34 protein-coding genes and 1 pseudogene are annotated in these 22,765 nt (G+C 62.8%); 30 read left to right on the plus strand and 5 right to left on the minus strand.

Annotation, left to right across the window (positions count from 1 at the left end; all coding sequences use genetic code 11):
• Nucleotides 1-46: 46 nt before the first annotated feature.
• A pseudogene (locus HU230_RS44030) lies at nucleotides 47-451 on the minus strand (AlbA family DNA-binding domain-containing protein); the annotation flags it as partial.
• Between the two features lie 37 nt (nucleotides 452-488).
• Nucleotides 489-1,280 (minus strand): S24 family peptidase, encoded by a 792-nt coding sequence (locus tag HU230_RS08015; protein ID WP_420840849.1) that lies wholly within the window; start codon nucleotides 1,278-1,280, stop codon nucleotides 489-491.
• A gap of 75 nt (nucleotides 1,281-1,355) precedes the next feature.
• Here HU230_RS08015 and HU230_RS44035 point away from each other — a divergent pair, with 75 nt between their 5' ends.
• From HU230_RS44035 to HU230_RS08140, 26 genes are all read left to right on the plus strand, one after another.
• Nucleotides 1,356-1,655 (plus strand): helix-turn-helix domain-containing protein, encoded by a 300-nt coding sequence (locus HU230_RS44035; protein ID WP_176532146.1) that lies wholly within the window; start codon nucleotides 1,356-1,358, stop codon nucleotides 1,653-1,655.
• Nucleotides 1,652-1,867, plus strand: coding sequence for a hypothetical protein (locus HU230_RS08020; RefSeq protein ID WP_176532145.1), 216 nt, complete (start codon nucleotides 1,652-1,654; stop codon nucleotides 1,865-1,867). The genes HU230_RS44035 and HU230_RS08020 overlap by 4 nt, the downstream gene beginning before the upstream one ends.
• On the plus strand, nucleotides 1,857-1,994 hold the full coding sequence (locus HU230_RS08025) for a hypothetical protein (RefSeq protein WP_176532144.1): 138 nt from the start codon (nucleotides 1,857-1,859) through the stop codon (nucleotides 1,992-1,994). The genes HU230_RS08020 and HU230_RS08025 overlap by 11 nt, the downstream gene beginning before the upstream one ends.
• Entirely contained in the window at nucleotides 1,991-2,233 is a 243-nt protein-coding gene (locus tag HU230_RS08030; protein WP_176532143.1) for a hypothetical protein, read from the plus strand. Before HU230_RS08025 ends, HU230_RS08030 begins: the two co-directional genes overlap by 4 nt.
• Entirely contained in the window at nucleotides 2,230-2,634 is a 405-nt protein-coding gene (locus tag HU230_RS08035; protein ID WP_176532142.1) for a hypothetical protein, read from the plus strand. Before HU230_RS08030 ends, HU230_RS08035 begins: the two co-directional genes overlap by 4 nt.
• Nucleotides 2,631-2,849 carry a hypothetical protein gene (locus HU230_RS08040; RefSeq protein WP_176532141.1) on the plus strand — a complete coding sequence of 73 codons (219 nt, stop codon included), beginning with the start codon at nucleotides 2,631-2,633 and terminating at the stop codon, nucleotides 2,847-2,849. The genes HU230_RS08035 and HU230_RS08040 overlap by 4 nt, the downstream gene beginning before the upstream one ends.
• Nucleotides 2,846-3,148 (plus strand): hypothetical protein, encoded by a 303-nt coding sequence (locus HU230_RS08045; RefSeq protein WP_176532140.1) that lies wholly within the window; start codon nucleotides 2,846-2,848, stop codon nucleotides 3,146-3,148. Before HU230_RS08040 ends, HU230_RS08045 begins: the two co-directional genes overlap by 4 nt.
• 24 nt (nucleotides 3,149-3,172) lie before the next feature.
• Complete coding sequence (locus HU230_RS08050; protein ID WP_176532139.1) at nucleotides 3,173-5,338, plus strand: Mu transposase C-terminal domain-containing protein; 2,166 nt, start codon at nucleotides 3,173-3,175, stop codon at nucleotides 5,336-5,338.
• Nucleotides 5,339-5,451: 113 nt separating this feature from the next.
• Nucleotides 5,452-6,153: an AAA family ATPase gene (locus tag HU230_RS08055; RefSeq protein ID WP_224943091.1), complete on the plus strand. Its 702-nt coding sequence runs from the start codon at nucleotides 5,452-5,454 to the stop codon at nucleotides 6,151-6,153.
• A gap of 3 nt (nucleotides 6,154-6,156) precedes the next feature.
• Nucleotides 6,157-6,789 (plus strand): hypothetical protein, encoded by a 633-nt coding sequence (locus HU230_RS08060; RefSeq protein ID WP_176532137.1) that lies wholly within the window; start codon nucleotides 6,157-6,159, stop codon nucleotides 6,787-6,789.
• Nucleotides 6,786-7,181: a transcriptional regulator gene (locus tag HU230_RS08065; protein ID WP_176532136.1), complete on the plus strand. Its 396-nt coding sequence runs from the start codon at nucleotides 6,786-6,788 to the stop codon at nucleotides 7,179-7,181. The genes HU230_RS08060 and HU230_RS08065 overlap by 4 nt, the downstream gene beginning before the upstream one ends.
• Nucleotides 7,168-7,419, plus strand: a complete 252-nt coding sequence (locus HU230_RS08070; protein ID WP_176532135.1) for a hypothetical protein — start codon at nucleotides 7,168-7,170, stop codon at nucleotides 7,417-7,419. Before HU230_RS08065 ends, HU230_RS08070 begins: the two co-directional genes overlap by 14 nt.
• Nucleotides 7,416-7,772: a hypothetical protein gene (locus HU230_RS08075; RefSeq protein WP_176532134.1), complete on the plus strand. Its 357-nt coding sequence runs from the start codon at nucleotides 7,416-7,418 to the stop codon at nucleotides 7,770-7,772. Before HU230_RS08070 ends, HU230_RS08075 begins: the two co-directional genes overlap by 4 nt.
• The gene (locus tag HU230_RS08080) at nucleotides 7,765-8,334 is read left to right on the plus strand and encodes a host-nuclease inhibitor Gam family protein (protein ID WP_176532133.1); all 570 of its coding nucleotides are present in this window, start codon (nucleotides 7,765-7,767) and stop codon (nucleotides 8,332-8,334) included. The genes HU230_RS08075 and HU230_RS08080 overlap by 8 nt, the downstream gene beginning before the upstream one ends.
• Before the next feature lie 5 nt (nucleotides 8,335-8,339).
• Entirely contained in the window at nucleotides 8,340-8,699 is a 360-nt protein-coding gene (locus HU230_RS08085; protein WP_224944125.1) for a LexA family protein, read from the plus strand.
• A 53-nt stretch (nucleotides 8,700-8,752) separates the two neighbouring features.
• The gene (locus tag HU230_RS08090; protein WP_176532131.1) at nucleotides 8,753-9,190 is read left to right on the plus strand and encodes a hypothetical protein; all 438 of its coding nucleotides are present in this window, start codon (nucleotides 8,753-8,755) and stop codon (nucleotides 9,188-9,190) included.
• Nucleotides 9,187-9,885 (plus strand): regulatory protein GemA, encoded by a 699-nt coding sequence (locus HU230_RS08095; RefSeq protein ID WP_176532130.1) that lies wholly within the window; start codon nucleotides 9,187-9,189, stop codon nucleotides 9,883-9,885. Before HU230_RS08090 ends, HU230_RS08095 begins: the two co-directional genes overlap by 4 nt.
• Nucleotides 9,882-10,388: a GcrA family cell cycle regulator gene (locus tag HU230_RS08100; RefSeq protein ID WP_176532129.1), complete on the plus strand. Its 507-nt coding sequence runs from the start codon at nucleotides 9,882-9,884 to the stop codon at nucleotides 10,386-10,388. Before HU230_RS08095 ends, HU230_RS08100 begins: the two co-directional genes overlap by 4 nt.
• A gap of 26 nt (nucleotides 10,389-10,414) precedes the next feature.
• A complete protein-coding gene (locus HU230_RS08105) occupies nucleotides 10,415-10,678 on the plus strand; it encodes a hypothetical protein (protein ID WP_176532128.1) in 264 nt (87 codons plus the stop codon).
• Nucleotides 10,675-11,088, plus strand: coding sequence for an AsnC family protein (locus HU230_RS08110; RefSeq protein ID WP_176532127.1), 414 nt, complete (start codon nucleotides 10,675-10,677; stop codon nucleotides 11,086-11,088). The genes HU230_RS08105 and HU230_RS08110 overlap by 4 nt, the downstream gene beginning before the upstream one ends.
• A gap of 99 nt (nucleotides 11,089-11,187) precedes the next feature.
• A complete protein-coding gene (locus HU230_RS08115) occupies nucleotides 11,188-12,072 on the plus strand; it encodes a glycoside hydrolase family 108 protein (RefSeq protein ID WP_176532126.1) in 885 nt (294 codons plus the stop codon).
• A gap of 11 nt (nucleotides 12,073-12,083) precedes the next feature.
• The gene (locus HU230_RS08120) at nucleotides 12,084-12,656 is read left to right on the plus strand and encodes a hypothetical protein (RefSeq protein WP_210284263.1); all 573 of its coding nucleotides are present in this window, start codon (nucleotides 12,084-12,086) and stop codon (nucleotides 12,654-12,656) included.
• Entirely contained in the window at nucleotides 12,637-12,795 is a 159-nt protein-coding gene (locus HU230_RS08125; RefSeq protein WP_176532124.1) for a hypothetical protein, read from the plus strand. The genes HU230_RS08120 and HU230_RS08125 overlap by 20 nt, the downstream gene beginning before the upstream one ends.
• A complete protein-coding gene (locus HU230_RS08130; RefSeq protein ID WP_176532123.1) occupies nucleotides 12,795-13,172 on the plus strand; it encodes a hypothetical protein in 378 nt (125 codons plus the stop codon). Before HU230_RS08125 ends, HU230_RS08130 begins: the two co-directional genes overlap by 1 nt.
• Nucleotides 13,172-13,465 carry a VpaChn25_0724 family phage protein gene (locus HU230_RS08135; protein ID WP_224943100.1) on the plus strand — a complete coding sequence of 98 codons (294 nt, stop codon included), beginning with the start codon at nucleotides 13,172-13,174 and terminating at the stop codon, nucleotides 13,463-13,465. The genes HU230_RS08130 and HU230_RS08135 overlap by 1 nt, the downstream gene beginning before the upstream one ends.
• 4 nt (nucleotides 13,466-13,469) lie before the next feature.
• Nucleotides 13,470-14,096 carry a DUF3486 family protein gene (locus tag HU230_RS08140; RefSeq protein ID WP_176532122.1) on the plus strand — a complete coding sequence of 209 codons (627 nt, stop codon included), beginning with the start codon at nucleotides 13,470-13,472 and terminating at the stop codon, nucleotides 14,094-14,096.
• A 2-nt stretch (nucleotides 14,097-14,098) separates the two neighbouring features.
• Here the strand turns inward: HU230_RS08140 and HU230_RS08145 are convergent, their stop codons facing one another.
• The gene (locus HU230_RS08145) at nucleotides 14,099-14,761 is read right to left on the minus strand and encodes a hypothetical protein (protein WP_176532121.1); all 663 of its coding nucleotides are present in this window, start codon (nucleotides 14,759-14,761) and stop codon (nucleotides 14,099-14,101) included.
• Between the two features lie 164 nt (nucleotides 14,762-14,925).
• Between HU230_RS08145 and HU230_RS08150 the strand changes: the two genes are divergently transcribed.
• The 3 genes from HU230_RS08150 to HU230_RS08160 all read left to right on the plus strand — a co-directional run bounded on the left by HU230_RS08150 (nucleotide 14,926) and on the right by HU230_RS08160 (nucleotide 19,103).
• Nucleotides 14,926-16,569: a terminase large subunit domain-containing protein gene (locus HU230_RS08150; protein ID WP_176532120.1), complete on the plus strand. Its 1,644-nt coding sequence runs from the start codon at nucleotides 14,926-14,928 to the stop codon at nucleotides 16,567-16,569.
• 184 nt (nucleotides 16,570-16,753) lie between these two features.
• On the plus strand, nucleotides 16,754-18,346 hold the full coding sequence (locus tag HU230_RS08155) for a DUF935 domain-containing protein (RefSeq protein ID WP_176532119.1): 1,593 nt from the start codon (nucleotides 16,754-16,756) through the stop codon (nucleotides 18,344-18,346).
• On the plus strand, nucleotides 18,330-19,103 hold the full coding sequence (locus HU230_RS08160) for a phage head morphogenesis protein (RefSeq protein ID WP_176532118.1): 774 nt from the start codon (nucleotides 18,330-18,332) through the stop codon (nucleotides 19,101-19,103). Before HU230_RS08155 ends, HU230_RS08160 begins: the two co-directional genes overlap by 17 nt.
• A 435-nt stretch (nucleotides 19,104-19,538) precedes the next feature.
• Here the strand turns inward: HU230_RS08160 and HU230_RS08165 are convergent.
• Nucleotides 19,539-20,490, minus strand: a protein-coding gene (locus tag HU230_RS08165; protein ID WP_476727278.1) for an IS630 family transposase whose coding sequence is annotated in 2 segments (ribosomal slippage) — nucleotides 19,539-20,154 and nucleotides 20,153-20,490 — 954 coding nt in all. Because the reading frame shifts where the segments join, the coding sequence is not laid out codon by codon here.
• Nucleotides 20,491-20,642: 152 nt separating this feature from the next.
• Nucleotides 20,643-21,206, minus strand: coding sequence for a MarR family winged helix-turn-helix transcriptional regulator (locus HU230_RS08170; RefSeq protein ID WP_224943102.1), 564 nt, complete (start codon nucleotides 21,204-21,206; stop codon nucleotides 20,643-20,645).
• Nucleotides 21,207-21,699: 493 nt separating this feature from the next.
• Between HU230_RS08170 and HU230_RS08175 the strand changes: the two genes are divergently transcribed.
• Nucleotides 21,700-22,518: an SDR family NAD(P)-dependent oxidoreductase gene (locus HU230_RS08175; protein WP_234633884.1), complete on the plus strand. Its 819-nt coding sequence runs from the start codon at nucleotides 21,700-21,702 to the stop codon at nucleotides 22,516-22,518.
• The last annotated feature ends 247 nt before the right edge of the window (nucleotides 22,519-22,765 follow it).

The following is a 22,765-nucleotide window of genomic DNA, read 5'->3' on the forward strand; positions in this document are numbered from 1 at the left end:
CCCCAACCCGTCTGTAAATCCTGCCGTCGACGTGGATGTGGGGCGCCTCGTCACTCATGGGAACTTCGATCGCAATTATGAATCGATCATCAGCGAGACCCAACTCGGCGCTTGGACCTCGAATTGTCTTAGCTCGAAAATAAGGTGGAGGACTAATCGACGACGATGCTGCTTGCCGAACCTGCATCTCGATCGTGGCTTCATCTGCGCACGGCAGTCCGGGAAATGCACCCGCCGTTCGATCTTGGCGGTTCTCGGCTATTCCATAAAACAGCCAGCCTCCGTACGTGTTCGCAAAAGCACTGATTGATTTGGCGATAGAGCGAACGCTTGGAAGCTCTCGCTTGTATTCGACGTACCATCCCTCCTGAACCGAACGCAAAACGTCCAGGTCGTCAGGTTTGAGGTCTGGGAGCGAGGTTTCGAACGGGCTATAACGAGGTGGCGGCATATTTGCTCATCGTCAGCATGAGTTGCGCTTATCCCTGCTAAATCGATCGCCCATACCAACGCACGCGCGCCGCGACCCTGACGTCGTTGATCTCAGGCGGCGGAACGACTTCCGCCTCGTAGGCCGTGTTGTCGCTCTTCAGCAGCAGCGAGCCGTCCCGGCGCATTTGCAGCCGCTTTACCCTGACAGCTCCATGCGAGACGATGATGTAAATCCCGTCATCGACGACCGACGTGATGGACTCGTCGACCAGCAGCAGATCTCCGTCATTGATCGTCGGCCACATGCCGTCGCCACGCGCGAACATCGCCCGCGCATAACGCGGGTTGATGCCGAGCTTGCGCAGCCAGTCTGACCGGAACGCGACGATGTCGGCGTCGAACGCCACGTCCTGCGATAGCGCGCCGGCACCGGCGCTCGCCTCGACCAGGAGCTTGGGTACGAACGAAAACTCCTCGACCAGCTCGCGCGTGGTGCCGATCGAAAGCGTGCCCTCGACGATCCAGCTGATCGGGATGCCGGTCTTGGCGGCGAGCGCGATCAGGACATTCAGCGACATGTCGTCGGCGGTCTTCCAGGTGCGAAGCGTCTTTTCGTTCCGGCCAAGGTCGGCGCGTGCATCGACCGGCAAGACCCGGAGCGCGAACTGAAAGCGTTCGCCGATGCTCATTTTTCGGCCGTCGGGGAGATGAAAAGCGGGCGCGTCGCCGCCTGAATCGACCACGGCCGCCTGACGAATCGCCCTCTGACCCTCTCGATCGACCGAAATATCTACCGTGGAACTATCGACGGCCTGTTTTTCGGTTGACCGAACCGATTTTCGAGTCATATTGTCAAACTTCCTTGGTTGTCGCCCGAAAAATCTACCGTCGACCCCCGAAAATCGACCGAAGAGGCGCCCACGATGCCGGGTTGGCACCGCGCAGACATTATAGCCGCCCTCCACAAGAAGGGCCTCACCCTTGAAGGGCTTGGCCGTTCCAAAGGCAAGGCGCGCGCGTCTCTGTCTGCGGCGCTTCTTAAGCCGTCCCGTGGTTGTAACCTCATCATTGCCGAGCATGTCGGTAAGCCCCTCCACGAGCTTTGGCCGGACTGGTTCGATCGGTCCGGCAAGCTGATCTGCCGAAAAGCTATCGAGCCGAGTCGTGCGGCGTCGACTCAGAAAGTTCCCGACAAACTGAGTCGCCCCCGGAGGTGCGCATGATGCAGGCGCCCTCCAACGGCAATGTCTGCCTCCGCGTCGACGTGCTCGACGTGACGCGCTTCAACATCCTGGTGCGCAATCGCGAAACCGGTCGCGAGCATTCGTTCACCTATGACGACATCCTGATCGGCTCCAGCGACGAAGGCAGCTTCTACGACCTGGTGCTGCCGCGCTGGCTCGCCGAGCTGGAGGGCATCATCGATGCCCGCTGAGCGGTTCGCCATCATCGTCATCCTGTCTTCGGCCATCGCGCTGTTCGGGGCGCTCGCCCTGATCGGCAGCGTCACCCACAAAGACCGGACCATCGTCGCAGCCCGGACAGTCCTGGTGCAACCATGAAGTACGCGGTCGCGCGCATGCAAGGCTCTCAGGCGCGGATGTTCACCGGGCGCTATAACGACCGGTCACCGGTTTGCGCTCCGATCACCACGGGCAAACCCGGTAGCGCAAAGGCCTACGACGATCTCGACGTCGCTGAGGTCATCGCCGTCATCTTCAACGCGATGGTCAAGGCCCGCGCGCCCAAGCGCCGCGCCGTCTGGACCGCAATCCCGTTGCCCGAGCGGGTGTCGCCATGACGCCTGTCAAGCATTTCCCGGCCGAACGGATACGAGCGGCCAACTATCCCTCGCGGATCGCGCGCGCGGTCGCCGAGGCGATCAAGGAATCAACCATGTCGCGCGCCGACATCGCCAAGGCCATGTCGGCCAGTCTCGGCGAGAACGTCACGCCGGGCATGCTCGACCAGTACACCTCGACCGCCAATGAGCGGAACAATATTCCGGCGCATCGCCTGATTGCACTAGTCGCAGTGACCGGCGACGTCCGCGTCATCAACGCCGCGCTTCAGGACACCAGCTTTATCGCCATCGACAAGAGCTTCGAGCCGCTGATCCGGCGCGAACTAGCGCGCGAGCGGCTCGCAGAAGTTCAGCGCGAGATCGACGAAGCCGAAGCACAATGGAGGGCCGGCAAGTGATGGTGCTTTCAGGATTGCCCGAGATTCGCGATTTCGGACGCGCGACCTGCTTCAAATGCGCGACCGATTGCACGACGCGTCATTTCATCTGCGACGCCGCCGATGGCGAGTTCTGCCCGGACTGCTTCGCACTGACGCCATGCGGCCTCGGCGAGCATGGCGAGAGCTGCCGCACCCACGTCATCCACTGCGCGTCGGAGGGCCATCACCGATGACCTTCGATGAACTCACCCAGCGGCAACAGCTCGCTCTGGTCGACATCGTCGCTCGCGGTGGCCTCTATCGGATGCCCGCTGGCTATGAAGGTTCGCTGCATCAACCGCACCATCACGCGTCGATGCAGGCCCTCGCCAAGCGCGGCCTTTGCAAGCTGATGCCGAAGGCCGGATGCATGGGCGCAGTCGAGCCGACCACAGCCGGCCGCAAGGCTGTCTCTCTGAAATTCAACGGCAATGCTAACGGCGCGCTCGTCGCAATTGTCGACGCGACCAAGAAGCCGCGCCGCAAGCGCTGATCATCTGAAACGGGACAACAGAACGTGAAGGCGTTTTTATCGGCCGCAGAGATCGCAGCAGAGAAGCTGCCCGGCCTTCCCAACGTCGAGCGTGCGATCAAGCGCAACGCCGATCGGCTGGGCTGGACGTCACGTCCTCGATCGGGTCGCGGCGGCGGTCTCGAATACGCGATTGACTCGCTGCCGGCGACGGCACGCGCAGCCTACGTCGCACGCCACATCGACGCCGTCGAGATCCCCGCATCGGTCGCCCGCGACGCCGCGGCCGAACCGGACGCCGTCGACATCAAGGGCAATGCCGCCAGCGCGCGCGACGCCCGCCTTGCGGTGCTCGCGCTCGCCGACCGCATCGCCCAGGACGCCGGAATCGGCCACAAACGCGCGGACCAACACTTCGCCGATCTCTACAACACCCGCGCGATCGAGCTGGCCGGTTGGATCACCGACGAGATCAAGAGCGTCACGCCGCGCACGCTGGCCCGCTGGCGCTCCTTCGCCAAGGCCGGCAAGCGCTCGCGCCTCGCCGTCGATCGCGCAGCATCCCGACGCGGCACCGGCGTGCTCGATCGCGCCAATGACGGCAAGGTGAAGCTGCACATCCTCGCTTTGGTCGCCAAGCAACCGCAGCTCACCGCGCACCATATCCGCGCCCTTGTCGCGGACGCCTTCCCGGAGATCTGTGTCGCCGGTGCCCCCGTCGCGCTGCCGCCGATCAGGACCTTTCAACAGGTCCTAAAGAACTGGCGCACCAGTTACCGCGTCGAGATCGAGTCGATCCGCAATCCTGACGGCTTCAAGAACCGCATGCGCTTCGCGGCGCGCGTCGCCAACCCAGCGAAGCGTCTCAACGAGGTCTGGCAGATCGACGCGTCGCCCGCCGACGTGCTCACCACCGATGGCCGCTACACGATCTATGTTTGCGAGGATATTTATTCACGGCGCCTGGTCGCGACCGTGACCAAGACGCCGCGCGCTGCCGCAGTCGGCCTGCTGATCCGCAAGGCCATTCTCGCCTGGGGCGTTCCGGAGCGCATCAAGACTGATAACGGCTCCGACTTCATTGCCCGGACGACGCAGCGTCTGTTCGCGGCGCTCTCGATCGAACACGAAAAGTCGGCGCCGTTCTCACCGGAGCAGAAGGGTCACGTCGAGCGCGCAATCGGCACCATGCAGCGCGGGCTGATGCGCACCCTCGAGGGTTTCATCGGGCATAGCGTTGCGGACCGCAAGGTGATCGAGAACCGCAAAGCATTCTCGGCTCGCCTCGGCGAGGCGCCGGAGGACATGTTCCAGGTCAACCTCTCGGCCGCCGAGTTGCAGGCCCGCGTCGATGACTGGTGCAACGACGTGTACGGCCGGGCACCGCATTCCGGCCTGAAGGGCCAGACGCCGTTCGCCGTCGCCGCCATGGCGGCCGGCAACCTGCGCCGGATCGAGGATGTGCGCGCGCTCGACATGTTGCTCGCACCGGTCGCCGGCAAAGACGGCGTGCGCACCGTTACCAAGACCGGCATCCGCATCGACGGCGCGCACTATATCGGCGGCTTCCTCAATGTCGGCGACCAGGTGATGGTCCGCATGGACGAAGAGGACATGGGCAGAGCCTATGTGTACGAGGTCGATGGCGAGACCTATCTCGGCGAGGTGGTCGCACCCGAACTCGCCGGCATCGACCCGGCAAAGGCTATCGCGGCAGCGCGCGCCGAACAGAAGCGCCTGATCGCCGAGCGCATGGACGATGTGAAGAAGCAGGCCCGCAAGATCAGGGCCAAGGATTTCGCCGATTCCATCCGTCGCCAGTCGCTGCGCGACGAAGGCAAGCTGATCGAATTCCCAAAACCGGAAGTACCGCACGATACGCCAGCGCTTGCCGCTGCGCGGGAGGCATTCGCGCCTCATGACATCGCACGGCACGCCGCAGGCGTTGCCGAACTGGCCGCCCAGCTTCGCGCCGAAACCGAGTCTTCGGGTGCTGCGAGCGTCAACCCGCTGCGGCCGACCGAGACACCGCATCAGCGCTGGAACCGGGCTCGCGCGATCGAGGCCAGCGTCGCGCGCAAGGAATTCGTCGAGCCCGACGAGCTGCTTTGGCTCGGCGAGTACCGACAAGGCTACGAGTACCGCGGCTTCCTCGCCACCTACGGCGGCGAGCTCGCATCCACCACCGGCGAGGAAATCCACGCCGGATAACCCACCACAAAATTGGAAAGTCAGGAAGTCCAATGAACGCATCAACTACACTCACCGTCCAGGGTCCGGTCGCGCTCAAGAACGTCGCATCGTTCATGACCATGACCACGCGATTGATCGAACGCTCGCCGCATCTGCCGGGCTTCGGCGTTTGCCATGGTCCGTCCGGCTACGGCAAAACCTACGCCTCGATCTTCGCGCAGAATCGCACCAAGGCGCTGCGAGTGGAAGTCGGCGATAGCTGGACGCGCCGCACGCTGCTGCGCCAAATCCTCAAGGAGTGTAGCGAGACGGTGAAGGAGCGCTGGCCGATCTCCGATCTGTCGGACATGGCCAAGAGCGTTTTGGCGGAAGACCCGCGCCGGCCGCTGATCGTCGACGAAGCCGACAAGCTGGTCGACAAGGGTATGATTGAGATCGTGCGCGAGCTGCAGGAGGCGTCGGGCGCGCCGGTCATCCTGGTCGGCGAAGAGAAGCTGCCGGCGAAGCTGCTGACCGTCGAGCGGATGCATAATCGCGTGCTGCACTGGTTTCCAGCGCAACCCTGCGACCTTGAGGACGCGCGCGCGCTCGCTAACGCCTTCGCGCCGAAGGTCGACATCAAGGATGACTTGCTTGAAGAAATCCGGGCACGCTCTGGCGGTCGTGCCCGCCGCATCGTTGTGAACCTCGATCAGGCAGCGGAGCTGGCGCGCAACAAGAGCATGAAAGCTCTGGACATGAAGTTGTGGGGCGCGGCCGATTTTTACACCGGCGAGCCGCCTGCGCCGCGCCACATCGAACAGTATCCGCGCCGCGAGCGGAAGGCGGCCTGATCGATGCGCCACAACTCGCAGCACTATGTCCCGGCCAACCTTCCTGTCCGCGTTCCCCGCGGACAGGAGGGCTATTGGCAAATCATCTGCCAGCTCGCTGACACAAAGGGCGACTTTACGATCAACGATGTCGACGACCAAAGCAACGTCGGGCGTGGCGACATCCAGGTCTATGTCTGGTCGCTGAGCAAGGCTGGCTTCCTCGACATCGTCAGGGCGGGAAAGGCCAACCGCGCCAGCACCGTCTTCCGCCTGGTCAAGCGCCAGCGGATCGCGCCGCGTGTCCGTCGCGACGGGTCGATCATTCCCGCAACGGCGCAGGAGAACCTTTGGACAGCGATCCGCACGTTGAAATCGTTCGGTCTGCGCGAGCTGGCATTCGCCGCAACCACCGAGGACGTGAGGCCGACTTACGAGGGCACCAAACGCTACGTAATGCGCCTGACGGACGCCGGCTATCTGGTGATCACCTCGCCAAGCGGCGGCCCGAAAGGTGCCACGTGGCGGCTGAAGCCGTCGATGAACACCGGTCCAAAGGCACCCGAGCGCCGAGCGGTGAATGCCGACGTCATGTGGGACCCGAACACGAAGGTCTTTGTCGGCGCCGAGCCGATCGCGACGGAGGCACGCCAATGAAGCCGAACTATTTGGCAAAAGCTCGCGCCGCCTGGGGCGACAACATGTCGGCCGAGGTCTCGATGCTGGCCGAGGAAGCGGAGCGCACGACTGCCGACAAGGTCGCCAAGCGCATCGGCTATTCGGGCGCTGTCGTCTCGCAGGTGATCTCGAACAAGTATCCCGGCGATGTCGAACGGGTGAAGGCAAAAATCCGGGGCGCGCTCATGAACGCAACGGTCATGTGCCCGGCAGTCGGCGAGATCGCGCTCGATTACTGCCTCGATCAGCAAAAGATGCCGAACACCGGCGCATCGTCGGTGCGCGCGCTGATCTATCGCAACTGCCGGGGCCTCGGCGTCCAGCGGTGCGTCCATTCCCGCATCAAGGAGGATGACAATGTTGGCAACTGAAATCGCGGACCTTTGCAAGACGTTCAAGTCATGGTCGGACGGAAAGCCGTATCCGACCCTTGAAGCCTGGTTGGAGTTCGACCGCCGCCTGCGCGCGCTCCATGCGAGGGTCGCCATGCTGGAGCTGGGCGTCGACCCTTCGGTGATCGACATCGCCGCTGAAGCACCCGCACCCGACAGCCGCGTCGTCGTCCTGCAGCCGCGCAAGTTTCGCGTCATCGACGGAGGCGCGGCGTGAACGACATTGCGGACGCACCGGCACGCCAGGCGACGCTCTCCGACCAGGTCGCCCTGATCAACCCCGACGACGTCGCCGCGCGCATCGCGTCATCCAGCACGCGCTTTGCGATACAGGCGTCCACGATCGAGATCATCGCGATGGCACGGCGCATCGAACAGCTCCGGCCGATCGTCGATCGCACTTACGACATGCTCGCCTTTGCCGACCTGGTGCAGGCGCAGCGCGACCGGGATGTCCGCGCCGTCATGCGGCGCGAACTGTCCAACAAAGTCGCCGTGATCGGCGCTTCGCTCGAAGCGATCGGCTACGGCCAGCCCACGTCAACGCAAGAGGAACCTATCAATGGTTAAGGGTAAAGCCGCTGCTGCAGATCTCCGCATCCCGCAGAACCGCGAGGAAGTCGCGGCGATGATTGGCGCGTTCGGCAAGGCCGTGCGCGAAGTCGAGCTGATCGAAACGGCGATGAAGGAGAGCCTCGCCCAGGTGAAGGCCAACGCGGAGAAAGACGCCGCGCCGCACCTTGCAGAGGCGGAACGGCTGTTCAAGGGCCTTCAGCTCTACTGCGACACCAACCGACAAACGCTGCTTGGCAACAGCGGCCTGAAGACTGCTGAGTTCGCCACCGGCAAGGTCGCATGGCGGTCCAAGCCCGCCAAGGTCACATTGACTGGCGAGCACGTGAAGATCGTCGATCGCATCGTCGCGAAGGCGAACGAGTCGCTAGGACGCAACGACGTTGCCAGCGCGCAGACCTACAAGAACTTCCTCCGTGTCTCCACCGAGATCGACAAGGAGGCGATGCTCAAGAATCCCGCCCTCGCGCGCACGATCGAGGGCGTACGCGTCGGCAGCGGAGGCGAGACGTTCGAGGTCGAACCCTTCGGCGCCCAGCTTGCGGAGGCCGCGCAGTGATCCGCATGAGCCTCACCGCGCGTCAACGCGACTGCTTCGAAGTTATTCAGCACCACATCGAAAGCCTCGGCCAGGCGCCGAGCCGGCGCGAACTGGCGAAGCTGCTTGGCCTCCGTTCGCCCGGTCACGTGATCCTTCTTTTAACCGCGCTTCAAGAGCGGGGCTGGATCACGATGCTGCCGAACCGCGCTCGCTCGATCACCATAGTGCCGGATGAAGCGGCATGCGCTGGCCACGTGTTGCCCCCGATCGTAGAAGCAAAGCTACGCGCGCACTGCGCCGTGACCGGTGAGAGGCCGGACGATGTCGTGGCCGATGCCGTGGCGCTATTCTTCGACGACGCCGAAGGAAGGGTCGCGGCGTGACCGGCACCTCGGCAGGATGGTCGCCAGCGCGAAAGGCTCGGCATTCCGCTCTGATGAAGAAGCTCAATGCCGAGCCGGACTTTGTCGCGCGAAGGAGCGCGCAGCAATGGACGCCGGCGCAACGTGAGGCCAAGCGCGCTGAGATGATCGCTCGAAATGCCGATCCGGCGTTCCGAGCCAAGCAGCTCGCCAGCATCCCGACCCGGCGGCCCCGCCGGATCACGGCCGCCGACCATACGCATCCGCTCGTCCGCGGCCTGTTCCGCGAAATGGCGGATCAGCAGGCTTCGCGGAAGCGCGTCGCGAGATCTGCCGGCGTCAGTGCCTTCGCGCTGTCGGGCTGGCGCTCCGCCCACATGCCGATGCTCGACACGATCGACGCAGCTCTCGGTGTGCTCGGCTTCGAACTTGCGATCGTGCCGATCGGCACGCGCGATCAATACGGCTTTCCTCAGAAGAAAACCCGGACCACTGAAGGAGTTCAATCGTGAGACCTTCGAGCCAACCAGCCACCACCAGCATGATCGCCGCGATTCACGCCTTGAAGCGGAATGCTGGCCTTGGCGACGATGATACCTACCGCGATTTCTTGCGGCGCGAGGCTGGCGTCGTCAGCGCAAAGGACTTGTCGGTTCGGGATGCCCAGCGCGTGATCGAGAAACTGCGCGACCTCGCGGGCACCGGCACCGCGCTGGGCCAGGTTGCCGGCCTGGACGGCCCGATCGGCGCCAAGCTCCGAGCGCTTTGGATATCCGGCTACAATCTCGGCATCGTCCGAGACCGATCGGACAAGGCGATGCTGTCGTATCTGCAGCGGCAGACCGGCGTCTCGCACGTGCGCTTCCTAAATGACCCGCGCGCCGGCAGTTCGGCAATCGAGGGCTTGAAATCATGGCTCGCCCGCGACGGCGGCGTCGAGTGGCCGGACGGATCGGTCGGCCGTGACGATGTGATTGCCCGCAAGCGCGCGGTGCTCGACGCGCAGTGGCGGCGGCTGATCGAGATCGGCGACGTCAAGCCGATCGGCGGCGCGGTCAACCCGATGGAAGACCTTCTTCACTATGCCGGCCGAGTGACCAGGCAGAACCAGTGGAGCACCTTCGAGTCCCATCACTATGACGACGTGCAGCAGGGCCTGGGGCGGAAGCTGCGCGCTGCGCTCGATCGCCGCGGAGCAGAGGCATGAACGCCGTGACCTGGACGCCGGATCGGATCGAGCGCCTGACCACCCTTTGGAAGGCCAACCAAATGAGCGCGGCCGAGATTGGCGCAGAGATGGGTATCTCGCGCAGTGCGGTGATCGGCAAGGCTAATCGGCTCGGCCTGACCGATCGCCGCCGCCCGCCTACCTTCGGTCGCCCTCCCAGAGAGCGCGCGTCGCGACCGAGGGTCACCAGGGGGGATGATCCGCGCCGTATCACTCGCGTCGCATCGGCCCTTGCCATGGTGTCGGAGCGCGTCGATGTCGCGTTTACAGCGCCGCCAGAGTGCAAGCCGATACCGCTCGTCGAACTGACTGACGAGAAATGCCATTGGCCGATCGGCGCGGTCGGCGATGACGACTTCGGCTTCTGCGGCCATTCGTCGCTGCGGGGGCTCCCGTATTGCGCGGCACATACGCGAGTAGCGCACAGACCAGCAGCGAATGATGCCAAAGTCGGCATCGTCGAACGCGGCAACTTTCGGTAGGCGTAGGCAAAACAATGACTCAAAAAATGCCCAAGCCGATTCGACCCGTGCGTGTTTGCGATCATGCGTTGCTCCGTTTCATCGAGCGTGTCGGTGGCCTCGATACCGAAGGTCTGCGCGGGCATATTGAAGGGTCTTTAAATCGCGCCGTCGTTGCCGCAGGATCGATCGGCAGCAAGGAGCTGACGGTCGTTGCGGACGGTCTGAGGTACGTGATCGTCAACAGCATCGTCGTCACCGTCCTCAGCCCCAACATGACCGCGAAGCGACCGAAGAGGTCGAAGCGGTGACGAAGCCTCTCCCAGGCATCTTGCAGGAGATCGCGGACGTGATCGGCGAAGCCGGCGCGCTGTCGATCGCTGCACGCCATGGGGGAACACGTGTTTACATCCCCAGCGCAGCCAGGCTGGATTGGAAAGAATACTGGCTGGTCGAGTGCGTCGGCCACGATCTGGCGAAGAAGCTCTGCGAGCACTTTCAGGTCGACGGCCGTGGCCAGCGGATTGACATACCTCTCCATATCGGGGGTACATACCGCCAGTTCGTGCGTTCTATTCACGAGCGGGTCGAAAGACTAGAGCATCAAGGCGCTTCGTCGACCGAGATCGCCCGCCGCATCGGACTGTCACAGCGCACCGTGCATCGACGCCGGGCTAAGCTACGTGTCAAGAACGACGGCAAGCAAGGCCGGCTCTTCTGATCAGACACATCTGGAAACACCCTGACATGTGTCAGGGTTACTGATTTCGGGAAAATACGGGATTCCTCCGCTGCTCACCGCATCGGGGGAATTGTCGTCTTGAAGCGCGACTTCCAGAAGTCCATGCCGCTCATCCTGCGCTACGAGGGCGGTTACAGCAACCACCCGCGCGATCCAGGCGGCGTAACGCTCGAAGGCATCATTCAGCGCGTCTACGACGGTTATCGAGACCGCAAGGGCCTGAAGCGCCGCCCCTTGACCGCCGCGATGCGCGGCACCGCCGAATGGAAGACCGAGCGGGACGATATCTATCGGACCCAGTATTGGAACGCGATCCGCGCCGACGAACTGCCGCCCGGCGTCGATCTGTTCTTGTTCGATAGTGCGGTAAACTCGGGGCCGTTCCAGGCGGCAAAGTGGCTGCAGCGCGCGCTACGTATGAATGATGTGGACGGACACATCGGCGAAGCGACGCTCGCAGCGGTGCTGAACCATCCCGATCATGACGCGCTGATCGCAGATATGGCAGCGCGCCGGCTCGGCATGCTTCAGCACCTCTCGACCTGGGATGCGTTCGGCAAGGGTTGGACTGCCCGTGTCGCCAATGCGAAGTCGATCGCACAAGCTTGGGCGACCGGTTCGGTTGGCCCGCAGCCCGCCAAAGTGCACGAAGATGGCGGCCAAGCCAAGGCCTATGCCAGCGACGTTGCGCAACCGGCGATGGACGCGGGTACCGCGGTTAAGGCTGGCATCGGCGGCGGCGTGGTCACCGGCGCGATCGACAGCGCGAAGGATGCGCTCGCCCCTGTCGCCGGCAGCTCGGATTGGGTCACGCAGATCTTCACCATCCTGACGGTGATCGGCGTGGCGATCTCGATTGGCACGATCCTTTACTCGCTCTGGGCCAACCACAAGACCAGCAAAGCCCGGCATGCGATTGATGGTGACGTCCTCGCCAACGTACCGGAAGGCAAGCCGGCATGATCGTGAAACTGTTGTCCGACAGCTACAGTGTCCTGCACAACGTCGTTGGCAGCATCGGCGATCTGACCGGCGACGTGGCCTTCGGCCTCGCGACTTCGTATCCGTCGATCGTGCTACTCGGTGCGCTCGCAGCCGTGACCTTCGCCATCGCGCATTTTCCGTTCATCGACAGGCTCGTTCCGGCTGTCGTTCCCTACGCCCGGGCCGCCGGCACGGCCTGCCTGATCGCCTCCGCGGCGACGATGTTCGCGTTCGGCTACCGCGTCGCCGATGGCCGCGACCAGATCGAGCAGCTCAAGAGCGACCTCGCGCGGGCGGAGTATTTCGAGGACGTCTCGCGCAAAACGGCCGAGGAAGCGGACAAGCTCAAACAGGAGGCCGACAAGCGCGCGTCGGATGCGGAGGGCAAGCTCAGTGACTACGAATCGAAGTTCGGCAAGAACCCTGCTGATCCTCCTGCTGGCGTGCTTGAATGGATGCGCTCCCTTCAGCAGCACCCGCAGCGTCGAGCTGACGCGAGCGCCAATCCGCAACAGCGTGGCGTTGTCGCGCGACTGCGAGCGCTTGGCGCAAAACGTCAATGACCCGGCGGTCCCGGATCATCCGGACCCGTGGCGCGTCATCGGCGAATATGCCGTCGCGCTCGGCGAGGCCAACAGCAACATCGACGCGACAAGGACGTGTCAGCAGCACCAGCGTGAACGGCTGGCGAAGGGCAAGTGATGTCGGAATGGAGTGAGATCGCGCCGTGGGTCGCGATGGGGATTAACTCTGCCCTGTCGCTGTATGCGATCTTTAATGGCCGATCGAAGGAAGCCGCGAAGAAGACCGACGAGCGCTTCGCTGCGTTCGATCTGGAGCTCAAGTCGCGTGACACCAAGATCGCTGTGCTGGTCGCCGACAACTCGCTGCTGACTGGCCGCATCGCAGCCGTCGAGAAGGACGTCGAGCATTTGCCGGACAAGGATGTAACGCACCGGCTGGAGCTGGCGCTCAAAACCATGCAGGCCGAGATGACCGGCCTCAACGAGAAGATGAAGCCGATCAGCGCAATGGCCGGCCGAATCCAAGAAGCCATGATTGACAAGGTGATGGGCTGATGCGTGACATCATCCGGGAAGACGCCCGACTGATCATCCTGCGCGAGTTGCATGCGCAGTCGAACTATTCGCTCAACGACTCGCTTCTGCAGCAGGTGCTGGAGAATTTCGGTATCGCCAAGTCGCGTGATTGGGTGCGCGAGGAACTGAACTACCTCGCCGAGGTCGGCGCGATCGAGAAGACGGCAGTTGGCAGCGTCGTGGTCGCGACCTTGCGGCCAAAGGGAGGCGAGCACGTCGAGCGGCGCATGGTCATCACCGGCGTGAAGCGGCCGTCACCGCCGGAGGCGTAGGCCAATGGCGCGCGCCGAGCACGAGCGCGGCCGGGGCCGCATCTCCGCGATCGACAAGCTGCCGGAATGGGCCGACGAGGCCCGTGCCTGGGCGTTCGAACAGCTGAAGGAGCGCAAGCTCACCCAGATCGAAATTCTGGACAGCTTCAACGACCGTTTAAGGGCGGCCTCGCTGTCGCAGGATGCGACCGCCGAGCCGCCGCAGATCTCTCGCTCGGCGTTCAACCGCACAGCCATGGCGATCGCCATCCATGGCCGGCGCCTGCAGGAGACCCGCGCGATCGCCGCGGTGCTGGCGCCGAAACTCGACCAGGCCGGCGACAACTCGGTGACGCTGATGGTGGCCGAGACCATCAAGACGCTGATCTTCGAGATGTTGTCCAACGCCGGCGACCTGCGCGCCGATGGTGACACCGCCGAGATGCTGATGATGACGGCGCGTGCGCTCAACCAGGCGGAAGGCGCTCGGAAGATCTCGGCCGAGAGCCGCCGCAAGATTGAAGCCGAGCTGGCCAGTAAGGCCAGCAAGGCGATCGACCAGGTCGCAAAAGCCAAGGGCCTCACGGATGAGACCGTCAGGGCGATCAAGTCGAAGATTCTGGGCATCAACGCGTCGGGGGCAAAGCCGTGACTTCAGTCTGGAATGGCAAGGACGGCATCGATCCTCCTGCGAAGCGCATCCAAGCGCTCAGCTGCTTCGTCCTGACGCTTTCGAACTATGTCGATCACAACGGAGGTTGCTTCACGAATCGGCGGTATCTTGTTCCATTCGCGAACAAACAATGCGCGCCCGTCAGGGTCGGATGCCAGGAGATCAATCTTCCGCGTCGCTTCTTCGGCGCGCTCGGCACCTCGCATCAAAGCAGCGCAGTGCGTTGCCATGAGGTAGAGGATATTCGGCGACGCCGGCGTTCCGAGCTTTTCACGGAGAATGCTCGTCATCGCGGTGACGTCGCCATTGAGCCCGAACTGGTTCCGAAGTTGCCGGCAGTAGCCTTGAACGTTCTCGCCGCCGGGGACGAGTTCTGCGGAATAGATCGATCTAAGGAACTCGACTCCAACGCCGCAGGCTTGAAAGTCGCCTTCAAGTCTATCTTCTTCACGCATCATGACGCCAAGCAATGTCGCATCGCGCTGTGCTGCGATCTGATCCTGGACGGCGTACCATGCGATGATTGCGGCGATGAGCGCAACAAAGGCGGCCAGGACGTTACCCGCGAAGCCAAGCCAATCCTTAAGCTCAAGACCTTCCTTGGAAACCGTTATGGGAATGGCGGTCGTGAGCACGACGGCCAACGAAGTCGCCAGCACAAGCAGCCCGATTGCTCCGAAGCCATGATCTATCCTCATGCCAGTAGGATGCCGGTTCCAACTCCCGCTGTCGAGATCGCAGTTGGAGGGACAATGGGGACATCTGCCGTTTCAGAGTTGGCCTGTTGAAAAGGGGAGATCACCCGGGCATGACCGAAGCCCCGCGCATCGTCTCCGAACAGGAGTGGGCCTATACTAGGCGCGCCGGCATTCTCGCTGGCGCCGAGCTGGCGCGTCAAGCCGGCAGCGTCGAGGATATCTTGCTTGGCTACCAGAAGCAGCTTCTGGAATCGACAGCGCAGAACCCCGTCACCCTCTGCGAGAAGTCGCGCCGTATCGGCGCCACGTGGGGCGTCGCAGCCGACGCTGTCCTGACATCCGCTGCAGCGCGCGACGCCGGCGGCATGGACACCTTCTACGTCGGCTTCAACCTCGACATGGCCCGCGAGTTCATTGACACGTGCGGCATGTGGGCGCGCAGCTTCAATGAAGCCGCTGCTGCGATCGAGGAATTCCTGTTCGACGACGGCGAGGCCGACAAGAACATCCAGGCCTTCCGCATTCGCTTCGCTTCCGGCTTCGAGATCGTCGCACTGGCCTCGCGCCCGCGCTCGCTGCGCGGCCGGCAGGGTTATGTCATCATCGACGAGGCTGCATTCCACGACGATCTTGACGGCGTGATGAAGGCTGCGCTCGCGCTCCTGATGTGGGGCGGCAAGGTGCTGGTGATCTCGACCCATCTCGGCGTCGACAACGCCTTCAACAAGCTGATCGAGGACGCGCGCGCCGGCCGCAATCCGTTCAAGATCATCCGTTGCACTTTCGACGACGCGCTACAGGCTGGCTTGTATCGGCGAATTGCCCTTGTTACCCGAAAGACCTGGTCGATCGAAGACGAGGCACAATGGCGAGCCAGCATTGTCGCGTTCTACGGCGAACATGCCGAGGAAGAGCTATTCTGCGTCCCGTCGCAGGGCGGCGGCGCCTATCTGCCCCGTCCGCTGATCGAAGGACGGATGCTTGGCGATCTCAAGGTGTTCCGGCTGGAGCGTTCGGCGGAGTTTACCTATCTGCCGAAAGATCGGCGCGAGAGCGACATCAAGGCTTGGTGCGAGGCAAACCTTGAAGAGCCCTTGAAGGCGCTCGACCAGGACCGCCAGCATGCCTTCGGAGAGGACTTTGGCCGTGTCTCCGACTTGACCGACATCGTTCCGATCGAGATCGGCAAGACGTTGAAGCGGACCGTGCCGTTCGTGGCAGAGCTGCGCAACATCCCGTTCGAACAGCAGCGTCAGGTCCTCTTCTACATCTGCGATCGGCTGCCGCGCTTTATCGGCGGTAAGATGGATGCGACCGGTAACGGCGCCTATCTCGCCGAGGTAGCCGCCCAGCGTTACGGGGCGTTGCGCATCGAGCAAGTGAAGCTGTCGACGCAGTGGTATCTCGAAAACTTCCCGCCGATGAAGGCGGCCTTCGAGGACGGCTCGCTACTCGTGCCGAAGGATGACGACTTGCTCGGCGATCTCGCGCTGGTCACGACCGTCCGCGGCATCCCGCAAATTCCGGCCGTCAAGACCGACGGGAAGGACGGCAAGAAGCGGCACGGTGACTTCGCGGTCGCGCTCGCGCTGGGCTATGCGCAGACGCGATCTGGCGTGAGAGAGGTCGGTTACCGGTCGCAATCGACCGATGATGGACGCTCGCCGCTTGAGGATACTGGCGGTGACCCGGTTGGCGGGGCCCGCGATTGGTGGCGGCCGCCGATGGGTGCACGATTGAGAGGCACACTATGAGTCAGTTCCGCACCCACGTCGGATTTTGCATCCATCCGGGCTCGCCGTTTTATAGCGCCAACGCCATTCTCGCCGGCGTCGCTGCCGATGGCGTGCATTCGCTTGCGACCCAAACCTGCGACTGTTTCACCACGATTCCCGCCGCCGTCGATCGACGCGGCACGCGCCAGCCTGGAGGCGTTTGATGGCCGACATTGGACTTGTTGATCAGTATGGCCGGCCCATTGTCCGCGAAGCCTTGACGCGCGAGATCGCCGGGCCGTCCTTGACGGGTGTTCGATCGCCCGTGACCGGCTATCCGGGTGACGGTCTAAATCCGATTCGCCTCGCTCATATTCTGCGCGCCGCCGATTCTGGCGATCCGCTGCGCTATTTCGAGCTTGCCGAGACGGTGGAAGAACGTGACCTCCATTACGTTGGTGTGCTCGGTACCCGCAAGCGCTCGGTGTCGCAGCTCAATATTCAGGTTGAGGCCGCGGAGGATACGCCGGAAGCCAATTCGATGGCGGATATGGTGCGCGCCTGGTTGAAGCGGGAGGAACTGGAGAGCGAAATCTTCAACATGCTCGACGCGATCGGCAAGGGCATCAGCTTTACCGAGATCGTCTGGGACACATCAATGGGCCAGTGGTTCCCGAAACGACTGGAGTGGCGCGATCCTCGGTGGTTCCGGTTCGATCGAAATGACGGGAAGACACCGCTGTTGATTGGTTCTTATGACTCGATTGGAATCAGCACGGTCACGACGCCGACCGGAGAGAGCCCATTCCCGGCGTTCAAGTTCATCACCACCGTCGTCCGCGCAAAATCGGGTCTGCCGATCCGCTCTGGTATCGCGCGCCTAGCCGCCTGGTGGTGGATGTTCAAGGGCTTCACCCAGCGCGACTGGGCCATTTTCTCGCAAACGTTCGGCCAGCCGGTTCGCGTCGGCAAGTATCCGGTCGGCTCGACCAACGAGGACAAGGACACGCTGTTCAACGCGGTCGCCAACATCGCCGGCGACCTTGCGGCCATTATTCCGGAATCGATGATGATCGAATTCATCGAGTCGAAAAACGTCGGCGCCGGTAGTGATCTCTATGAGCGGCGCGCGGACTGGCTGGATCGGCAGATGTCCAAGGCTGTCCTGGGACAGACCGCCACAACCGATGCAATCGCCGGCGGGCATGCCGTTGGGCAGGAACATCGGCAAGTCCAAAAGGATATCGAACGCGCCGACGCAAAGGCACTCAGTGCGATTCTCAATCGCGACTTGGTGCAGGCGTGGGTACAGCTCGAACGTGGGCCGCAGCTCAAATATCCGACCCTTCGCATCGGACGGGACGAAGACGAAGACCTGACGCAGACGATCGAGGGCGTCACCAGGCTCGTGCCGATGGGTCTCAAAGTCAGCATGGTGGAGATGCGCAGCAAGCTTGGTCTGCGCGAACCGGGGCCGCAGGAAGAGGTTTTGACGGCGCCGGCGGCGCCATCGCCGTTCGGAAGCCTTTTGGGCGATCCGGCAGCGGCTTCTTCGCTGCATGCCCGTATGCTACGTCGCCGATCGGCCGACGAAGTAGCCGAGCTTGCACGGGTCGCCGAGAATCTGAGTGAGCCGGCGTTCACCGAGCTGGTCGATCACATCAAGACGGCGCTTCAGAGCGCGGTGTCGCTCGAGGATGTGCGCACGCATCTGGCGCGCCTGAAACTGGACCCAGCGCGAATGACCCGCGCGCTCCAGATGGCTCTCGTGATCGCGAAGCTGGCGGGGAGAACCGACATTGTCGACGGTCGCTGAACGGATCATCCTTCCGAAGCGGCTATCTTCGTGCGGTTGCTGCGGGGCGTCCGAAGCTGCATTGCAAGCCGTGGACGCGTCGGCCTTCAGTACCGATCCGCTGGAAGCGATCCGCTTCATGCGCGAAAAGCTGGACGTTCCGACATCCAGTTGGACTGACCTATGGCAACAGCAACACACGGTCGCCTTTACTGTTGCTGGCGCGACGTCGAAGGACCTGGTCCGCGATTTCCACGATGCCGTCGACAAAGCGATTGCAAATGGCACCACGCTGGACGAATTCCGTCAGGACTTCGACAACATCGTCGAAAAGCACGGCTGGAGCTACAACGGCTCGCGCGGATGGCGCAGCAGCGTGATCTTCGATACCAACGTAAACATGGCCTATGCCGCGGGCCGTTGGGAACAGATTCAGCAGGTCAAGGCACAGCGGCCTTACCTGATGTACAAACATCTCGCCGGACAGTCCCATCCGCGCGCTGAGCACGAGGCTTGGGATGGCACCATCCTGCCGGTCGACGATCCGTGGTGGCAAACGCATTTCCCGCCGAACGGCTGGTTCTGCCACTGCTGGGTTGAAACCCTTTCCGACGCTGATCTCGATCGCTACGGCTATCAGGTGTCCGATCGGGCGCCGCGGTCACGCCTCGTGCCCCATATCGTAGGCGGCCGGATCGTATTGGTTCCCGAGGGAATCGACCCCGGTTTCGCCTATCTACCAGGCGAACAACCGATAGCGGCAGAAGAAGAGGAATAGCCCTTGTCCAGAGTCCGGGTTCGAGTCCGAGTTCCGGCACCGGCTGCTAGCGCTGAAGCTTGGACTTGTGCCCAATTTAAAAGGCTTTCACGCAATCCGAAGCGAACTCGGACTCCGGACGCCGGTCGCCGCCGATTTGAGTCCGAGTTCGCAACGCTGTTGCCGATTTCTCGATGCTTCGAGAGCGGTCGGGCCCCCCATGGTGCTATTCGATCTTGCGCGAGGGCCTACCGCCAAAGATACGCCGCCGCCCAGCCAACCCTTTGAGAACTCGCCACTTCCCGGGCAATCCCGGTTTATCCCGCAAGCGTCCCGGGGGTGTCACCTGAAACAGTGCGTCACACTATGCCACCTTGCCCCCTACGCCGCGGCAGCGGCTTAGTTCAATCCCTTCCGATTCCGCCAGGTCAGAAAATGCTCTAGAGCAGATTCTGATCAGACACGGTCATAACCGGCTGCGGCGAAGAAGTTCAGGCACTCTTGGGCGGTGAAGGCGGTCAGGGCGGTGGCAATAGCGTTGTCCAAAGCCTCGATTGATCTGGCGGCGGCCTTTCGAAGTGCGGCTTTGAGCTTGGCGAAGGCCATTTCGATCGGATTGAGGTCGGGCGAATAAGGCGGCAAATAGAGGAGCTGGGCGCCCACGGCATCGATTGCGATGCCGACCTCGGCGCGCTTGTGTGCTGCGAGATTGTCCATCACCACGATGTCGCCGGGCCTGAGTGTCGGCACGAGGACTTGCGTCACGTAAGCCTCGAACGCCAGACCATCCATGGGACCGTCAAGGACCATCGGCGCAGTCATGCCGGTCGCTCTGAGCGCGCCGACGAAGGTCGTCGTCTTCCAATGACCATGCGGGAGCGCTGCGACACAGCGCTGGCCGTACGGCGAGCGGCCATAGCGCCGCGCCATCTTGGTCGAGGCTCCCGTCTCGTCGATAAACACCAACCGATGGATGCCGATCTCAGGCTGAGATGCCTTCCACGCCGCGCGTTCAGCGGCCACGTCCGGCCGATCCTGCTCGCTGGCGTGCGATGTTTTTTTTGAACGTGATGTTGCGGCGATCGAAGAATCGCCAGACCACGCTCGGCACGAAACGCTCGCCGTGGACTTTGAGGAGATGGTCAGCGATCTCGGCCAGCGTCATGTCAGGCGTAGCCTTGACCAGGGAGAGGATCTCCGCAGCATGACCCTCGATCCGAGCTGAACGTCTGTCTCCGCCCTGCGCTCCCGCCTCACAAGCGCCGGTGCTGCGCCATTCGTTGACCAGTTCGATCGCTGTCGATGGCGCTACGCCGAACCGGCCGGCGGCGCCCCGACAGCTCATGCCTTCCTCTTCCACAGCCCGAATAATGCGAAGGCGAAGGTCCGGCGAGAGCGGCTTAGCCATGGGGGCTGGCCTCCATCACCAGCCCTCAGGGTGAATCACGATTTGCCTCACAAGGGAATCCCTTCCGATTCCGCCAGGTCAGAAAATGCTCTAGCTGTGGTTATGGGTCCCTGCTTTCGCAGGGACGACACCGAATATGTGGCTCGGTCAGCTCACGGCTTCTGCATCGCGTCCTTGACGGCTCCCTTGAGCTCGTCGAGCTCGCTGGTCAATTCATCGAGCCGGTCGGCCGAGAATCCAGCCAGCAATTCGGCCAGCCACGAGCCATGGCTCTTGGCCATGCGCCTGAAGGCCTTGCGGCCCTCGACGGTCATGCAAACGATCTGCACGCGCCGATCCAGGTTGGACGGCGTTCGCGTGATGTAGCCGTCCTCGACCAGGCGATCGACGATGGGTGTGAGGTTTCCGGCGGAGACCATCAGGCGCTTCGGCAGCTCTCCCAGCACCAGTCCACTCGGCTCGCGGTCAAGCTGGGCCAGAACGTCGAAGCGCGGCATCGTGAAATCGAATTCCTCGCGGAACCGGCGCCGCAACTCGCCCTCGATCAGGGTTGTGCAAGCAAGCAGCCGAAGCCAAAGCCGTGTCTGAGCCCGGTACTCGGCCTCCTGGTCAACCCCGCTCTTGGGTGAAACAGGTGGGGACTCCTTCGCGACTGCCAAATCAGATCTCCTGCGGCATCCGGGCCCGCTGAACGCGACGACCTCGATGTCGCCCACAAGATAGTTCGTGCCAAAAGTAAATTCAAGGCTCGTTCAACGCGCGCCGAAGCTGCTTGCCGATATGCAATTTTTCGGAGCTTGTGCGGAGAACAACTATCCCCATGGCTCTCCAATGGGCGCCTCGGTGATCTTTTGGTCTGTATTGATACTTTAGACTTAAAATAAATCTGCGGCCTCTGCCGTGAGATTGAACGAGCCCACGGCAAACGAGGCCGCGTTTCCTCTCGTGTACCCTTCCGTGTTGACCGCGACAGTGCAGTCCGAAGCGACTTGCGAGCGGAACCGCCGTACGCGCCCACGTCCTAGCGTAGCTGCGCTTGAGTCCAAGACGTACTTGGCCCGGTGGGTCTAACTGACAGCAACGAACGACCGTCGGATAGCAGTTTGTCGTCCGGCTCGACGAAAACGCGGGCGGCATCGGGGGCGAAGCGAACACATGAGATTCAGAGGACGAACGGCCTTGGCGTCGGAGGGCGCTAACGTTGCCGTCATGGGCCGGCGACGGGAGCCGTTGCAGGCGTTGGCTGACGACACCGGCTGCTTCGTGGTGCAGGCGGACGCGGCCGACAGCGTCGCCGTACGGGCAGCGTTGCAGGAGATCCACGGCAAGTTTGGCAAGGTGGACATCCTGATCGCCAATGCCGGAGGCCACGGCGTCGGTCCGACAATCTCGATGACTGACGAGACGTGGTCGCTGGCGACCCGGCTCAACCTCGACACAGCCTTTGTCTGCGCCCGCGAAAGCCTTCCGGATCTCATCGCGCAAAAAGGCGCCGTCGTGGTCGTTGCTTCGATCGCCGGTTTGTTCGCGGGCCCCGACGCGGCCAGCTATGTGACGATGAAGCACGCCTGCATCGGCTTCGGCAAATCGCTGGCGCGCGATTACGGCCGCAAGGGTGTGCGGACCAATATCGTCTGTCCCGGCTGGGCCGCGACAGCGATGGGGTCCGTGTCGCCGAGCGCGCGGACGAATACGCCGCGGTCGAAGCAGGTGTCGGCGTATCCGCGCGCGCAGCCCGGAGCTGCCCGGCGCTGCCTCGATCTCGACCGCGCCGAGCAGAGCGCAATCTGCTTCCGGGGCAGCATGATTGGACATCCTCCGGGCGACGCGCCGCTTTGTGTGCGCTACGCGTGCACTAGCAGGTCAAAACGGCTACAAGCGTGCGCAAATTTGGCCTGGTTTGAAGCGCACATGCTTATGGGCATTCCCTTTGAATTCCAAGGTAACTCGTTGAAATATCAAGATTATATCTTTTCCGTGGCCCCCATGATGGATTGGAGCGAGAGTTTAAGCTTTTCAATTGGTTAGAGGACAGCGTGTGCACGACGTGTGCATTGGGAGACCAAAGAAAGTCCAGAGACAAACGATGTGAGCACGCCGAACCGGGTGCTTCAGCGTCGGCGGTAGACGGGCGTGGGCGCGACCTGCTGGCAAGCTGGTGATTGTCGAAGTGGATCGTCGATGGACCGCAGTTGGCGCAAGGCGGTCCTTCCTAAGCGCGACCCTTTAGCACGGTTAGCAAGACGCAGATCCAAAGATCCATTCGCTGCAGGCC

The sequence above is a fragment of the Bradyrhizobium quebecense genome (assembly GCF_013373795.3).
GTDB lineage: Bacteria > Pseudomonadota > Alphaproteobacteria > Rhizobiales > Xanthobacteraceae > Bradyrhizobium > Bradyrhizobium quebecense.